Source organism: Actinoplanes sp. HUAS TT8 (genome assembly GCF_051380535.1).
Taxonomy (GTDB): domain Bacteria; phylum Actinomycetota; class Actinomycetes; order Mycobacteriales; family Micromonosporaceae; genus Actinoplanes.
Genome location: NZ_CP195646.1, coordinates 10,391,699 through 10,406,564 on the forward strand (window position 1 = coordinate 10,391,699; position 14,866 = coordinate 10,406,564).

Consider the following 14,866-nt stretch of genomic DNA (forward strand, 5'->3'; position numbering starts at 1 on the left):
GAGGCCGCCCGTAACCGGATCCGCCGATGGATCGTTGTCCCGGTGCAACGACCTCTTGCTCCGCCCCGCCCGTCGGGGGCCGACCCCCCCGGCGCCAACGCAGAGGACCTGTCGTGGCCGTGCCGCCCCTCGCGCCGGCCCGGCCCAGCACCAATGGCCGGGCTGTCCTGCTCACCGTCTCCGCGACGGCTGTTCTGATCCTGCTCGCCGGCGCCGCCGGCCTGCTGCCCGGTGCGGCGGCGCTCGCCCTGGGCGTCGGTGCCGCCGGTGTCGGCGCGTCGGCCTACCTGGTGCGCTCCGCCCTCGACATCCATCACGCCGACGGCACGTTCGTGGCTTGCCGCGGCGCCGGTTTCGTCGGCCTGGGTGCCCTGGCCACCGCGCTGACCGTGCTGGTGCCCGGGTGGTCCCCGCCGGGTGCGGTGACGTGGCTGACCGTGGGCCTGGGCGTGGCCGCGGGGTGTTACGTGCTGGGCGCCTCGCTGCTGCCGGGCGCCGCGCGCAACTGGCCGATCCGGCTGCGGCGCGGCTTCGACGGGGTCGGGCTCGGCATCAGCCTGGGCTTCGCGGCCTACCTGATCCCGCCGGACGGGCAGGCCCATCCGGCCGCGCTGCCGGCCCTGCTGATCACCGCCGGCGGCGTGTCGATCGTGACCGTGATCGTGCTGCGGGCCCGGCCGCGTCCGGTCCCGGCGGTCTGGTGTTCGGCCGGGGCCGGGCTGGTGCTGATCTCGCTGGCCGCGCTGGCCGAGGTGATGGCGCTCGGCGTGACCGGCCCGGCCGTCCCGCTGCTGGGTCTGCCGATGGTGGCCGGCCTGGCCGCGGCGGCCGGGGGCGGCTCGCGCCGGGGCCTGCCGGTCCCGCCCGCCGAGCCGGTCAACCCGGATCGGTACCTGGCGAGTTATCCGCTGCTGGCCGTCCCGGCCGCGGTCGGGGTGGTGGCCGCGGTGTGGCACCTGCTGACCTCGCCCGGCTTCGACACCGAGGGTGTCGTCTTCGCCGTGATCATGATCAGTGTCCTGGTCATGCGCGAGCTGCTGGTGGTCCGCGACATCCGGCTGTACGCGGGCCGGCTGCGCGTCACCGAGGCGCATTTCCGTTCCCTGGTCGCCGGCGCCACCGATCTGACCCTGGTGCTGGACGAGCGGCTCACCGTGCGCTGGCAGTCCCCGGCCGCGGCCCGGCTGTTCGGGCTGCGCGACGATCAGGTGCTGGGCCGCGCGTTCGGCGAGATGATCCACCCGGAGGACGCCGGTGACGCGCTCGCGGTGATCCGCTCGGTGCTCGCCGGTGAGCACGAGGGCGGTCCACCGGTGCTGGTCAGCGCCCGGATGCGGGACGGCGCGAAGCTCTGGCGGGACACCGAGTCGACCATCTCCGACCAGCGTTCGGTGCCCGAGGTGGCCGCCCTGGTGGTGCACGTGCGGGACGTCGGCGAGCGCCGCCACCTGGAGCGCACCCTGCACCGGCTGGCCTATCTGGATCAGCTCACCGGCCTGGCCAACCGGCAGGCCCTGATGCGCGACCTGCTGGCTTTCCGCCGCCGCCCCGGGCCGCACGGCACGCTGCTCGTCCTCGACCTGCACGGGCTGGCCGAGGTCAACGACGTGCACGGCCGTGAGGTCGGCGACGCCGTGCTGACCGAGATGGCCCGCCGGCTGCGCGCGCTGACCGGGGAGGGTGACGTGCCCGCCCGGCTCGCCGGTGACGAGTTCGCGGTGCTCACACCCCGGTCCGCCGTCCCGGCCTACGCGCTGGCCACCCGCATCGTCGCCACCCTGGCCGACCCGTTCCAGGTGCCCGGCGCGCAGGTCCGCCTGCACACCAGCGTCGGCCTGGCCGAGCTGGCCGGCGCCCCGGGGCCGGACGAGGTGCTCCGGCACGCCGACCTGGCCCGGCAGCGGGCCGATCAGCTGGGCCGCGACGCCGTGGAGTGGTATGACCCGGACGTCGAGCTCATGCTCCAGCGCCGGATGGGGCTGGAACGCCAGCTGCCCGGCGCGGCCGGTCGCGGTGAGCTGGACCTGGTCTTCCAGCCGGTCGCGGCCCTGCGCGACGGCCGCCCGGCCGGGGTCGAGGCGCTGCTGCGCTGGCGGCACCCGGAGCTCGGCACGATCCTGCCCGAGGAGTTCCTGCCGATTGCCGAGGCGCAGGGCATCATCGCCGACCTGAACGACTGGGCGCTCGACGAGGCCAGCCGCCACCTGCGGAACTGGGCCGGCGACGACGGCGAGTTCTGGGTCTCGGTCAACGTCGGGCCGCGCGAGCTGCTCACCGCCCGCTTCCCGGAGCAGATCGCGAGCACCCTGCGGCGTTACGGCATCGCCCCGGACCGGCTGGTCGTCGAGATCGCCGAGACGTGGATCGCCGAGGATCTGCCGGCCATCGTGGCCGCCCTCTCCGGCCTGCGCAAACTCGGCGTCCGGGCCGCGCTCGACGACTTCGGCTCCAGCCAGACGTCGCTGGCCAACCTGCGCCGCCTCCCGGTTGACATGCTCAAGCTCAACGCGTCCCTGGCCCAGCTGGAGTCCGAGGCGGCGACGCTCGGGGTCGTCGTCGGGCTGGCCCGCCGGATCGGCCTCGACCTGGTCGCCAAGGGCCTGGAGACCCCGGAGAGCATCGACCGCGCCCTGGCCGCGGGCTGCCGTTTCGGCCAGGGCCTGGCTGTCGCCCACCCGGCCCCGGCCGAGCGCATCGAGGCCTACCTGGAAAGCCACCGAGTCGACCGAAATCCCTGAAAACCCCCAAAATCCCTTTCCCGTACGGCGTGAGCCCCGTTGCCTGCCTGCACGCCATCCGGCAAATCCGAGACCTTGTCAGAGTTGATCTACCGTGATCGAATCTGTCGCCCGGTCGGCCGCTGAGGACAGCATCAGCGGGCGGGAATCGTGTTCCCGAGCCGGCCGGCGCGGATGATCGTCACGGGGGATTCAAAAGAACATGTCAGTGATACCGGCTGCCCGGACCGCGCCCACGCCGTCCGCGCCGCCGCAGCGCCGTCCGCGCCTGGTGGCCCTGGACGGCCTGCGGTTCATCGCCGCGCTGGCCGTCATCGCGGCCCACTTCGTCGGGCTGAACTCGCATGTGTGGCAGGACACGAACAAGGCGACGTTCCCGTCCATCCACTACGCCTCGGTCTACGGGATCTTCGGCGTCGAGTTCTTCTTCCTGATCAGCGGCTTCGTCATCTGTATGAGCTGCTGGGGCCGGTCGCTCGGGGAGTTCTTCGTCTCCCGCATCGTCCGCCTCTACCCGGTCTACTGGGCGGCCATCCTGTTGATCGCGGTGACCCAGATCAGGTATCCGCAGCCCGGCACCGAGCCGCCCAAGATCGGCACGATCTTGGTCAACCTGACCATGTTCAACATGCCGGCGATGGCTCCCGGTATGACCGTGGTGGTCTGGACGCTCTGGCAGGAGATGCGGTTCTACCTGCTGTTCTGTCTGGTGGTGTGGCGTGGCCTGACCTACCGCCGGGTGACCATGTTCTGCCTGCTGTGGCTGGTCGGCTCGTTCATCGCCAACAGCGCGGACGACAAGACGCTCAAGCTGATCTTCCAGCCGGAGTACGCCGAGTACTTCATCGCCGGCATCGCCATCTACCTGATGCACCGCTTCGGGCCGACCATGCTGACCGGGGGGATCGTCGTCTGCTGCTGGGCGCTGGCGATGTTCGCCGTGGAGCATCGGGTCACCGAGAACATGCGCTCGATGGGCCGTAACGATCTGGCCTGGTGGCCGGCGCAGGTCGTGATCACCGGCTGCTTCCTGGTGATCATCGCGTTGGCGCTCGGCTGGCTGAACTGGGTCCGCGGTGGGTGGATCACCACGCTGGGCGCGATGACGTACCCGATCTATCTGATCCACCACGCGGTCGGGCTGACGGTCATCCGGGAGCTCTCACCGACGATCGGCCCCTGGAAACTTCTGTTCGGCACGACTCTGCTGATGATGCTGCTCGCCTGGCTGGTCCATCGGTTCGTGGAGCGGCCGCTCGTGCCGATCCTCAAGCGCGGGCTGACCCGGGCGATCGCCGAGATGAACACCAAGGGCGACCAGTTCGGCCGGTCGAAGCAGGCCGAGCCGCCCGCTCCCGTACCGGCCACCCCTGAACCGGCCCGGCCGTCGGACGGGTCGGCCGAGGACACGCTCGTGCTCGACCTGTCCGGCCGCTGGCCCGAGGGGCCGCGACCGGGGTCGATGCGGTACTGACCCAGGAGCCCGGCCCGGAAAGACCGCCGGGCCGGGCCGGGATCAGCTCGCGGGGGAGCGCCCCGGGACCGTGCTCAACGCCGTACGCGCAAGGGTTTATGACCTTGGTGGGGCGGTGCTGCCGCGAGGGGTGAGGTGGGCGGTCTGGGCCTTCACGTTGCCGACCTTCTTGCCGTCGACGGCGTTGAGCAGCTCGCGAGCGGCCTGCGCGCCGTAGCCGGAGACGTCGCGGCTGAGCGCGGTCAGCGGCGGGTGGACCAGGCTGCACAGCGGCGAGTCGTCCCAGGCCACGATCGACAGGTCGCCCGGGACGGACAGGCCCATCTCCTGCGCCACGGCCAGCCCGGCGACCGCCATCACGTCATTGTCGTAGATGATCGCGGTCGGCCGGTCGCCGCCGATGAGCAGGCGGCGGGTGGCCCGGCTGCCCTCCTCGCCGGTGTAGTCGGCCGGCACGGTGACCGCGTCGCCGAGGCCGAGGGAGACGCAGACCTCGTTGAACGCCTTGGTCCGGACCTGGGTGTGCAGCAGGTCGGGCACGCCGCTGACCCGGGCGATGCGGGAGTGGCCGAGCGCGACGAGGTAGCGCACCGCCTCGGTGATGGCGCCGCCGTCGTCGGACCAGATCTGGGTGACCGGGCTGGGCTCGCCGGAACCGCCGATCACCACGGCCGGCAGCTGGAGCTGCTGCAGGACCGGGATGCGGACGTCGTTCTCCCGGAGGTCGGTGACGATCACGCCGTCGATGCGGCGCTCGCCCCACCAGCGGCGGTAGACCTCGACCTCCTGCTCCGGGGTGGCCACCACCTGGAGGGTCAGCGCGTAGGACTGCGCGCCCAGCTCGGCCTCGAAACCGCTGATCAGGCCCATGAACCAGGGCTCGATGCCGAGTATCCGGGCCGGTCGGCAGAGGGTGAGGCCGACCGCGCGGGCGCGGGCGCCGGAGAGGGCCCGGGCGGCGCTGTTGGCGTTGAAGCCGATCTCCTGCGCGATGGCGAGAATCCGTTTACGGGTGGCCTCGGAGACGCCGGGCTGACCGTTCAGCGCGTAGGACACGGCGCCTTTGGACACACCCGCACGCCGGGCGATGTCGGCGATGGTGGGCCGTTTCACTCAGTCTCCTCTGTCCCCGCCGGCGCGGAGCTGTCGCTGCGCGGCGGAGATGTCCCGGCCGGCGGCGGCGCGGAGTGATCTGCCGCCCCGAAAATGTTGCCGCTGAGCTTATCGGGCGTGGGTCCGGCGTAACCGAACCGGCATCCAGAGTGTACTTGACCGGTTAAGTCAGCGGGAGATCAACCGTGATCCCTCTCGTGGCCGGCCGAGCAGAATGTCGTGCGTGGTGCGATCGCCGGCCAGCTCGACCCGCCCGGCCACCGGCGGGTAGCCGGTCGCGGTGACCGTGTAGACGCCGGGCGTCAGGTCCGGGAAGGCATACCGGCCGTCGGCACCGGTCCAGGTGGTGGCCACCACCGCGCCGGACTCGTCGACCGCGGTCACCGACGCCTCGGGCACGGGCCGCCCGGACGCGGCCGCCCGGACCTGCCCGCTGAGGGTGCCGTTGCCGGCCAGGACCAGGTCGGCCCGGGACACCCCACCGGCATCGAGGACGACGGTACGAGCGGCCGGCCGAGCCCCGGGCGCCGAGGCGGTCACCGTGTACTCGGCCGGGTAGAGGCCGGCCAGCACGTACCCGCCGTCCGGCCCGGTCACCGCGCTGCCCACCACCGTCCCCTCGCCGTCGGTCACCGTGACCGTCGCCGACGGCACCGGCTGTTCGTGCTGGTCGACCGCGGCGCCCTCGATCCGTCCGGCGGCGGCCAGGGTCAGGTCGCGCCGCTCGGCCCCGGTCAGGGTCAGCTGGACCGCGGCCGGCTGGTGCCGGTCGGCCGAGCAGATCAGCAGGTACGCCCCGGGCGCGTCGGTCGCCAGCCGGTACGACCCGTCGGCCCCGGCCACCGCCCGCGCCGCCTGCGCCCCGCCGAAGTCGGCCAGGGTGAGCCGCGCCCCGGCCAGCGGACGCTGATCAGCTCCGGTCACCTGCCCGCTGAGCGTGGTCGACCCGGCCGGGGCCGGCGACACCGGGGCGGCGGCCGGTGCCGAGCCGCGCAGCGGGACCTGCGGCAGGAACAGGAACAGCACCAGCGCGACGGCCAGCACCCCGCCGGCGAGCAGGCAGATGTCCCCGATGGCGTCGGCGAACCCGGCCTGGAACGGGCGGGCCAGCACCGGGTCGGCGTGGGCGAGGAACGAGGTGTCGTTGATCGAGCCGGCCGCGGACCCGTGCAGCATGTCCAGCAGCCCGCGGTTGTCCGGGTCGGCGGCGACCGCCGGGTCGTTCATCGCCCGCTGGAACTCCGGGCTCGTCGCGGCGACCCGGAATGCTGATCCGATCCGGTCACCGACCCAGGTGAAGAGCAGGGTCAGGAAGACCGCGGTGCCGGCCGTCGCCCCCATCTGACGGAAGAACGTGGCCGACGCGGTGGCCACGCCCATGTCCTGCGGCGGCATCGCGTTCTGCACGGCCAGGGTCACCGGCTGCAGCACGAAACCCAGACCGAGACCGAAAAGACCCATGAAGATCCCGGTACGCCAGTACGGGGTGTCCACCGCCAGCCCGTGCATCAGCCCCATCCCGCCGATCATCAGCGCCGCCCCGAGCACCGGCCAGATCTTGTAGCGCCCGGTCGCGCTGATCGCCCGCCCGGAGACCAGCGAGCCCAGCATGATCCCGGCGGTCAGCGGCAGCAGCTGCAGCCCGGAGCGGGTCGGTGAGGCCCCGTGCACGATCTGCAGGTAGAGCGGCAGCAGCGCCAGCCCGCCGAACATCCCCATGCCGACCACGAACCCGGCCAGCGACGTGACACCGAACGTCGGGTTCCGGAAGAACCGCAGCGGGATCAGCGCCTCGGCGCCCATCACGGCCTCGACGATCAGGAACAGCACCAGGCCGGCCCCGCCGATCACGTAACAGGCCAGGGTCCGCGGGGCGCCCCAGCCCCACTCCCGGCCCTGCTCGGCGGCGATCAGCAGCGGCACCAGGAACAGGCACAGGGTGACCGCGCCCCACCAGTCGATCCGGTGGTCGCGGCGGGTGTGCCTGAGCTTGAGGACCTTGGCCACCACGGCCAGCGCGGCCACCCCGACCGGCACGTTGACCAGGAACACCCAGCGCCAGCCGGCCAGCCCGAGGATCTCGTCGGCGCCCGCGAAGAAGCCGCCGATGACCGGGCCGAGCACGCTCGACGCGCCGAACACGGCCAGGAAGTAGGCCTGGTAGCGGGACCGTTCCCGGGGCGGCACCAGGTCCCCGATGATGGCCAGGGCCAGCGAGAACAGGCCGCCCGCGCCCAGCCCCTGGACCGCCCGGAACGCCGCCAGCTGGTACATCGACTGGGCGAAGGAGCAGGCGGCCGAGCCGAGCACGAAGATCGTGATGGCGGCGACGAAGAAGCGCTTGCGGCCGTAGATGTCGGAGAGCTTGCCGTACAACGGGGTGCTGATCGTGGCCGTGATCAGGTAGGCCGTGGTGACCCAGGCCTGCATGCTCAGCCCGTGCAGGTCGTCGCCGATGGTCCGGATGGCCGACGCGACGATGGTCTGGTCGAGCGCCGCCAGGAACATGCCCAGCATCAGCCCGGAGAGCACTTGAAGTATCTGACGGTGGCTCAGCGGCTCGCCGGTGGCACTCATGTTCAGTTGACTCCTCGCGACAACGGTTCTCTGCATCGATACCGAGGAGCGGGGCGGAAAAGTTACCTGGGAAGTACGAATTCCGTACCCCAAGGGATTTGCCAGAGAGGACTCAGCTTTTACTCAGGTTTCCGTGAGCCGGGCCTACGAGGGCGCCGCGATCGTGTCGGATCTCGATGACAACGAGGAGTCCGATGAAAAACCATCTGGTCCGATGGTCGGTAGCGGCGGGGGTGACACTGACGGTTGTCACCTCGCTCGCCGCGAGCGCGAACGCCACCGTCGTCACCCCGCCGACCGCCCGGGACGGCCGGCTCACCCAGGTCGGCCCGATCGCCGAAGCCGGGTTCCCGGCCTGGTACCGGGACAGCACGGGGGCCCGGCTGGAACCCTGCTTCACCATGGACGACCCGCTCTGCGCGGTTCTGCCCGACGAGGTCCCCAACCCGGACCTGCCCGTCTCGTACCCGGACAACTTCCCGGGCGAGTTCTTCTACCAGCTGGCCGACGCCACCCTGACGCTCACCGACGGCACCAAGGCCGTGATCGGCCTGAACGTCGAGGGCGCCTGGGCCAACGACGCGGTGATCCCCGGCGACCAGATGGTCTTCGGTCGCGTCCGCATCCGCTTCGCGGCCGCCGCCGGGCGGCGATTCAGAATCACCCATCCGTACGGCATCGACGACCTCACCGCCGACGACAAGGGCGTCCGGATGACCGAGGACGTCGGCACCATCCCGGGCGCGTTCGGTGGCGTGCTCAACGGCCGGGTCGGCCCGTTCCTGAAGTGGGACCCGGCGGTCACACCGTCCGCGCCGGCCGGTTACGTCGGTGACCCGGGCGTCGACCACAAGGTCGTCGGCAGCCCGTACGGCACCAACTTCATCCGAATCGAGGAGCTGAACCCGCAGACCGGCGCGGTCATCTCCCAGGTCGGGTTCACCGATACGTTCAGCGTCCAGGGGCGGTACGCCACCAACGCCGGCGTCGACGTCGACCAGGCCACCTACACCACCGGCCCGGACGGCACCGGCGCGATCGAGGTCTACGCGACCAGTGAGCCGGGCCAGGCCATCGAGATCGCCGCGAACCCGGCCCTGGGCATCCGCGGCACCCGGCTGCGCGGCGCCAACGGCCACTACTACGGCCGATTCCCGATCAGCGGCCCGCTGCCGGCCGGCGCGAGCGTCGACATCGTCAACGCCTCGGACCGGCCGGTCGCCAAGAAGACCCGGGCCCTGGTCGACGTCGTGCAGGTCACCAAGGCCACGTACGACGCCGACGCGCGCACGCTGACGGTCGCCGCCACCAGCAGCGACCAGGACGCGCACCCGGGCGTGCTGAGCGTCGCCGGCTACGGCCCGATCACCGGCCAGCCGTTCACGCACGTCGAGGTGCCGCCCGCGGCGATCACCGTCACCTCCACCTCGGGCGGTTCGGCGACCGCGTCGCTGCTCGGCTCGGGTGCGGTGTTCGGCCCGGAGGCCCCGATCGCCGGGGCCACCGCGGACGCGACGGCGGTCGTCGGCCAGACCGTGAAACTGGACGGCACCGGATCCACCGGCGAGATCGACTCGTACGCCTGGACCCAGACCGCGGGCCCGGCGGCGATCCTGACCGGTGGGACCACGGCATCGGCCTCGTTCGTGCCGCCGGTGCCCGGCAGTTACACGTTCTCGCTGGTCCTGACCGGTCCCGGCGGGACGAGCAAGCCGGCCACGGTGACCGTCACCGCGGTTCCCGCGTCGAAGCCGATCGCCGAGGCCGGGCCGGACCAGACGGTCCTGCGCGGCAAGACGGTCACGCTGGACAGCGCGGGGTCGGCCGGCGTCGAGTCGTACAGCTGGAAGCAGGTCTCCGGACCGGCCGTGACCCTGGCCGGGGCCACCGCGGCCAAGCCGACGTTCACGTTCCCGGCCCAGGCCCTGCCGGCCTCGCCCGGGCCCAACGCGTCCTTCGTCTACGACAACGACCCGGTGGTGTTCGAGCTGACCGTGACCAACCCGAACGGGACGGCCACCGACCGGGTCACCATCCGGCCGACCGCCGAGACGTTCCCGGGCGGCGTGACGGTTCGCTACCGGACCGGCAACAACGAATGGCGGATCACGGGCACGAGCAGCCTGATCGCCGGGCAGCGGATCACCGCGGTCCTGGGTGACACGCTCGGCGGCCGGGTCATCGGCACGGCGGCGGTGGACGCCTCGGGCGCCTACAGCATCCGGGTCACCGGCCCGGCGCCGGGCACCGTCCGCACGATCAGCGTGGTCACCACGACCGGCGGCCGCGCGCTCGCCGTCCCGGTCACGGTCACCAACTGACTCCGGCTGGCGCTGAGGGTCGTTCCGGCAGCCCGGACACAGCCCTCAGCGCCAGCCGACAGCCTTCAGCTGGTGCTGAGGGCTGTTTCGGGGGTCCGGACACAACCCTCAGCGCCAGCTGAGTGCTTGCGGTTGCGGCGGCGGTCTCCCTCAGGGGGCCGCCGCCGACTGTTGTGCGGGTCTCGGGAGGGCGGGCCGGTCAGGAGGCCGCGGCCAGCTGTTTGCGGAGGTAGAGGACGGTGGCCGAGGAGACCTGGCCGGCTACGGCGTCGCGGACCAGGACGCTCGCGTGGCCGACCTTGCCGTCCCGGCACTCGCGCAGCAGGTGCGCGTGCACCAGCGCGTCCACGCAGCCCAGCACGTCGAGCACCGGCTGCCCGGTGAGCGTGGCCAGTTCGGCCGCACCCAGGTCGCCCAGGACCGCGCAGACCCGCAGCAGCTCCCAGGCCAGCGGCGGCATCCACTCGGTGCGCTGCCGGGCGACCTGCATGGCCACCGCGCTCGCCACCGGGGCCGGCCGCCGGGCCACCGCGACCAGGGCCGGGATGCCGCCGGTCAGTTTGCGCAGGCCGGGCTCGCCCAGCGGTTCCAGTTCCTGTTCGGTGAGCGGGCTGAGCCGCATCACGACGGGGGTGCCCAGGCCGGCCAGTGGCCGTCCGGACAGCTGGGACGGGTAGTCGTAGGTCAGCACGATCCGCAGGCCCGGGCAGTGCCCGCTGAGCCAGGCGAGTTCGGCGACGCTGGCCGCGTCCAGGTCGCGGGCGTCGTCGACGGCCAGGAACACCTGCTCGGGCCGGTCGAAGGTGGCCGCGATCAGCTCCAGTTCGGCCTGGCCCAGCGGCTGGTCGGGGCGGGCCCGGTCGACCGCCTCGATCGCCTCGGGGGCGGCGTCCAGGCCGGTCAGGACGCTGCGCAGCCAGGCCAGGCGGAGCACGCCGACGGCCGGCCCGGCGTCGCCGATGCCGATCCGGCCGGGCGTGTGCCGGCCCAGTTCGGCCAGGAACGCGGACTTGCCGGAGCCGTTCGGCCCGACGATGTGAACCACCGGCGGGGTGCCCGGCTCGACCATCAGCCGGATCTCGGTGAGCCGGCCCAGGAACCGTTCGCCGCCCCGGTTCACGGCCGGTACGACGGCGGCCGGGGCCGGCGCCGGTGCGCTCTCCGCGACGGCCGAGCGGCCGGCCAGCACCGACTGCTTGATCATGGCGAGTTCGGCCGACGGCGCCACGCCCAGCTCGCTGTCGAGGACCTGGCGGCAGCGCTCGAAGATGCGCAGGGCGTCGTCCGGGCGGCCCATCGCCACCGCGGCGGTCATCGCGGCGTGGTAGCCGGACTCCAGGAACGGGTTGAGCTCGATCGCCTCGGTGGCCAGCCGGAACGACCGCGGCGCATCCTCGGCCAGGGCCGACGCGGCCAGCCTGAGCAGGGCGTTCACGGCGGCGACGGCGACCTCGGAGCGGACCGGCTCGGCCCAGTCGGCGTACGGGTCCTCGGGGAACGGCAGGTGCCGGGCCAGTTCGAGGATCTCCTCGTGGACCCGGAGCTCGTCCGGCCCCGACGCATTCAGCTGACGTACGAGAACCCGTAGGTCAGCCAGGTCGAGCGCGGCCCGCGACGTGTCGAAGAGGTACCCGCCGGACCGGGTGACGATGAACCAGTTGGCCGGCCCGCCGGTCGGCTGCAACCGGCGGCGGATCACCGAGACGTAGTGCTCCAGCGCCCCCGCGTGGTTGCCCGGCAGGTCCTCGCCCCACACGGCGTCGGCCAGTGCGTCCTTGGACTGGATCCGGTCGTGCCGGGCGGCCAGGACGGCCAGCACCTGGCGGGCGCGGCGGGGCAGCTCACCGGCGGGCAGCAGGCCGCCCGCACCGTCGACGACGGTGAGTTGTCCCAGCACGCTGACCCGCAGTCCCACGTTCTGGTGATCGCCCGAACCCGGCCCGAGTTGAGAAACAGCAGACCTCAGCATCGCCAACGGAACACCTCAGCACGTCTCTCTAGGTTTCGGCTCCCTGTGCAAACCCTGGGAAGAAGAGGTATCCGATGGCACGCGGGAGTCTGAGTCGGCGCGACCTGCTCAAGGGCACGCTCGCCCTCGGTGGCGGTGGATTGATCGTGATGACGGCAGGCGGCGAGGTTGTCGCGGCGTCCAGCAAGCTCTCGTCCAAGAACACGCCGACGCCGTACACGAACATGTTCCGCCGACCGCCGGTGCTCATGCCGAGCGAGGAGGGCGTGGACGACATGGGCCCGTACCAGAAGTACCGGCTCACCCAGAAGCTCGGGAAGGCCAGCATCCTGCCCGGCCTGACCACGACGATCGCCGGCTACAACGGGATCTTCCCGGGGCCGACCATCCGGGTGAAGCAGGGGACCCGCACCGAGGTCCGGATCTGCAACGCCCTCTCGGATGTGAACACGCTCAACGGGCGTCCGTTCAGCACGGTCACCCACCTGCACGGTTCCGCCTCCCTGCCGCAGTACGACGGTTATGCCAACGATCAGACAAAACCTGGTCAGGTGAAGACGTACAAGTACCCGAACTGGCAGCAGGGTCGGACCCTTTGGTACCACGATCACAACCATGGGGACACCGCGCAGAACGTCTACTCGGGTCTGGCCGCCCAGTATCACCTGAAAGACCCGTACGAAACGGCGCAGTTGCCGCAGGATGAATATGACGTTCCGCTGGTGATCAGTGACGTCGCGTTCAACGCGGACGGCTCGGTCGCCTTCGAGCCGGACGGCAACGCCGGCTTCATGGGCGACATCGTCATGGTCAACGGTGTGCCGTGGCCGAAGATGAAGGTCAAGCCGCGGGTCTACCGATTCCGGGTGCTCGCGGCCACGATCTCCCGTTCGTGGCGGTTCGCGCTGAGCACCGGCGAGCCGTTCTACATCGTCGGCAACGACGCCGGCATGACGCCCAAGGTGAACGCGGTCAAGTCGTGGCGGCAGGGCGGCGCCGAGCGCTACGAGGTGCTGATCGACTTCCGGAAGTACAAGGTCGGCACGAAGATCGAGCTGCAGAACCTGAGCAACAAGAACAACGTCGACTTCGCCAACACCGGCAAGGTCATGCAGTTCGAGGTGGTCGCCGACTCGGGCCCCGCCGACACGTACCAGATCCCGACGACCTTGGATCTCGGACCGCAGCCGTACGCCAACCGGGGCGCCGTCGAGGTCAACAAGCTCAAGCCGGAGATGGCCACCGCCCGCCGCCGCCTGCGCGTCGAACGCAAACACGGCGAGTGGACCGTCAACGGGGAGACCTGGGCCGACGTCGAGGAGTCGGGGTTCAAGCGGGTGTTCGGCAACCCGAAGCCGTACGACGTGGAGATCTGGGAGCTGGTGAACGAGTCCGGTGGCTGGTACCACTCGTTCCACATCCACCTGATCGACGCCCAGATCATCGCGCGCAACACGACCTCGGACGGCAAGGCGCACCCGTGGGAGGGCGGCGGCAAGGACGTCTTCTACCTGGGCGAGAACGAGACGGTCACCGCGCTCATGCAGTTCACCACCGGGGACGGCAACGTCGGCGGCCGGTACATGACGCACTGCCACAACCTGGTCCACGAGGACAGCGACATGATGATCCAGTTCGCGGTCGGCGACCTGGAGAACAACAACCCGATCAGCATGGACCCGGCCAGGGCCGAGACCGAGTCCGAGATGCCGGTGACGTACGCGCCGAGCTACCCGCTGGGCACCTGATGCCGGCGAAGTTCCGGGGGCCGGCCCTCAGCCTGGCCCTGGTACTGGTCGCCTTCGCGGTGGCGGCCTGGTCGGGTGGCTGGTTCGCCGCGCCCCCGGCCGGGACGCCGGCGCAGGCGGCCACGGTCAGCGACGACGCCGGGGACGAGCCGGCCACCACCACCTTCGACGGGGCGCTGGTGCGCAAGCGGGCGGCGATCGCCGTGCACCCGGCCAAGGACGCCGACCGGGCGCACGTCGCCGCCGAACTGCGGGCCGCGGCCAAGGCGGCCGGCCTGGGCGAACTGACCGACGCGACGTTCGCGGTGTTCAGTGCCGACCTGCTGAAGTACATGGTGCCCGAGCTGACCCTGGTGCTGCCCGAGGGCGTGAGCGTGCAGCGGGCCGAGGCGTTCATGCGCGATCACGAGCCCGGCGACGTCGCGTTCTACGTGGCCCAGACCGTGCTGGTGCACGACCTCACGTTCGCCGTGGTCACCGACGGGGTCACGCCGGCCGCGGCGGCCGCGGCCGAGGACGCCGAGGGGATCCTCAGCGACTCGCTCAACCACTACGTCACCACCGTGCAACCGGCCGGGCTGACCGTCCGGTACTTCGGGGCACTGCTCAGCGACGGGCAGATCGCGACGGTACGGGCGGCGATGGCCCGCTCGGCCGGAACGACGCCCGAGCGGGTGACCGTCGAGGCGGTCGAGCCGGGGCCGGGCGTGGACCTGTCCGGCGGCTTCCCGGACCTGGACGAGGGTGCGGAGCACCACGGGCACTGAGGGCTTTGTCCGTACCGAATCGGGATTTTGATCGTGAAACGGGCCATCTCGCGAAGCGGGGTGGCCCGCTTCAGTCCGGCTAGAGCCGGACCTCAGCGACTGATCCCAGCATGTACCGAAATTCCCGTACTGATCGGGCATCGTCCTTGGAGGGCGTCC

8 protein-coding genes are annotated in these 14,866 nt (G+C 71.5%); 5 read left to right on the top strand and 3 right to left on the bottom strand.

The window, feature by feature from the left end; genetic code table 11:
- The first annotated feature begins 113 nt into the window (after nucleotides 1–113).
- Nucleotides 114–2,738, top strand: coding sequence for a putative bifunctional diguanylate cyclase/phosphodiesterase (locus ACSHV8_RS46480; RefSeq protein ID WP_436526899.1), 2,625 nt, complete (start codon nucleotides 114–116; stop codon nucleotides 2,736–2,738).
- Between the two features lie 202 nt (nucleotides 2,739–2,940).
- Nucleotides 2,941–4,212: an acyltransferase family protein gene (locus ACSHV8_RS46485; protein ID WP_436526900.1), complete on the top strand. Its 1,272-nt coding sequence runs from the start codon at nucleotides 2,941–2,943 to the stop codon at nucleotides 4,210–4,212.
- Between the two features lie 96 nt (nucleotides 4,213–4,308).
- Here ACSHV8_RS46485 and ACSHV8_RS46490 read toward each other — a convergent pair whose 3' ends face one another.
- Nucleotides 4,309–5,325 (bottom strand): LacI family DNA-binding transcriptional regulator, encoded by a 1,017-nt coding sequence (locus ACSHV8_RS46490; RefSeq protein WP_436526901.1) that lies wholly within the window; start codon nucleotides 5,323–5,325, stop codon nucleotides 4,309–4,311.
- A 168-nt stretch (nucleotides 5,326–5,493) separates the two neighbouring features.
- Nucleotides 5,494–7,902 (bottom strand): MFS transporter, encoded by a 2,409-nt coding sequence (locus tag ACSHV8_RS46495; RefSeq protein WP_436526902.1) that lies wholly within the window; start codon nucleotides 7,900–7,902, stop codon nucleotides 5,494–5,496.
- Between the two features lie 233 nt (nucleotides 7,903–8,135).
- On the opposite strand from ACSHV8_RS46495, the gene ACSHV8_RS46500 reads away from it, so the two are divergent.
- Nucleotides 8,136–10,223, top strand: a complete 2,088-nt coding sequence (locus ACSHV8_RS46500) for a PKD domain-containing protein (protein ID WP_436526903.1) — start codon at nucleotides 8,136–8,138, stop codon at nucleotides 10,221–10,223.
- 199 nt (nucleotides 10,224–10,422) lie between these two features.
- Here ACSHV8_RS46500 and ACSHV8_RS46505 read toward each other — a convergent pair whose 3' ends face one another.
- Nucleotides 10,423–12,192 (bottom strand): BTAD domain-containing putative transcriptional regulator, encoded by a 1,770-nt coding sequence (locus ACSHV8_RS46505; protein ID WP_436526904.1) that lies wholly within the window; start codon nucleotides 12,190–12,192, stop codon nucleotides 10,423–10,425.
- Nucleotides 12,193–12,266: 74 nt separating this feature from the next.
- On the opposite strand from ACSHV8_RS46505, the gene ACSHV8_RS46510 reads away from it, so the two are divergent.
- Both ACSHV8_RS46510 and ACSHV8_RS46515 read left to right on the top strand, forming a co-directional pair.
- A complete protein-coding gene (locus tag ACSHV8_RS46510) occupies nucleotides 12,267–13,940 on the top strand; it encodes a multicopper oxidase family protein (protein WP_436526905.1) in 1,674 nt (557 codons plus the stop codon).
- Nucleotides 13,940–14,707 carry a hypothetical protein gene (locus ACSHV8_RS46515; RefSeq protein WP_436526906.1) on the top strand — a complete coding sequence of 256 codons (768 nt, stop codon included), beginning with the start codon at nucleotides 13,940–13,942 and terminating at the stop codon, nucleotides 14,705–14,707. The genes ACSHV8_RS46510 and ACSHV8_RS46515 overlap by 1 nt, the downstream gene beginning before the upstream one ends.
- The last annotated feature ends 159 nt before the right edge of the window (nucleotides 14,708–14,866 follow it).

Excerpts from the sequence above, each read along its gene's own strand:
- ACSHV8_RS46505 (WP_436526904.1), bottom strand. The coding sequence starts at position 12,192 with ATGCTGAGGTCTGCTGTTTCTCAACTCGGGCCGGGTTCGGGCGATCAC.
- ACSHV8_RS46515 (WP_436526906.1), top strand. The coding sequence starts at position 13,940 with ATGCCGGCGAAGTTCCGGGGGCCGGCCCTCAGCCTGGCCCTGGTACTG.
- ACSHV8_RS46495 (WP_436526902.1), bottom strand. The coding sequence starts at position 7,902 with ATGAGTGCCACCGGCGAGCCGCTGAGCCACCGTCAGATACTTCAAGTG.
- ACSHV8_RS46485 (WP_436526900.1), top strand. The coding sequence starts at position 2,941 with ATGTCAGTGATACCGGCTGCCCGGACCGCGCCCACGCCGTCCGCGCCG.
- ACSHV8_RS46510 (WP_436526905.1), top strand. The coding sequence starts at position 12,267 with ATGGCACGCGGGAGTCTGAGTCGGCGCGACCTGCTCAAGGGCACGCTC.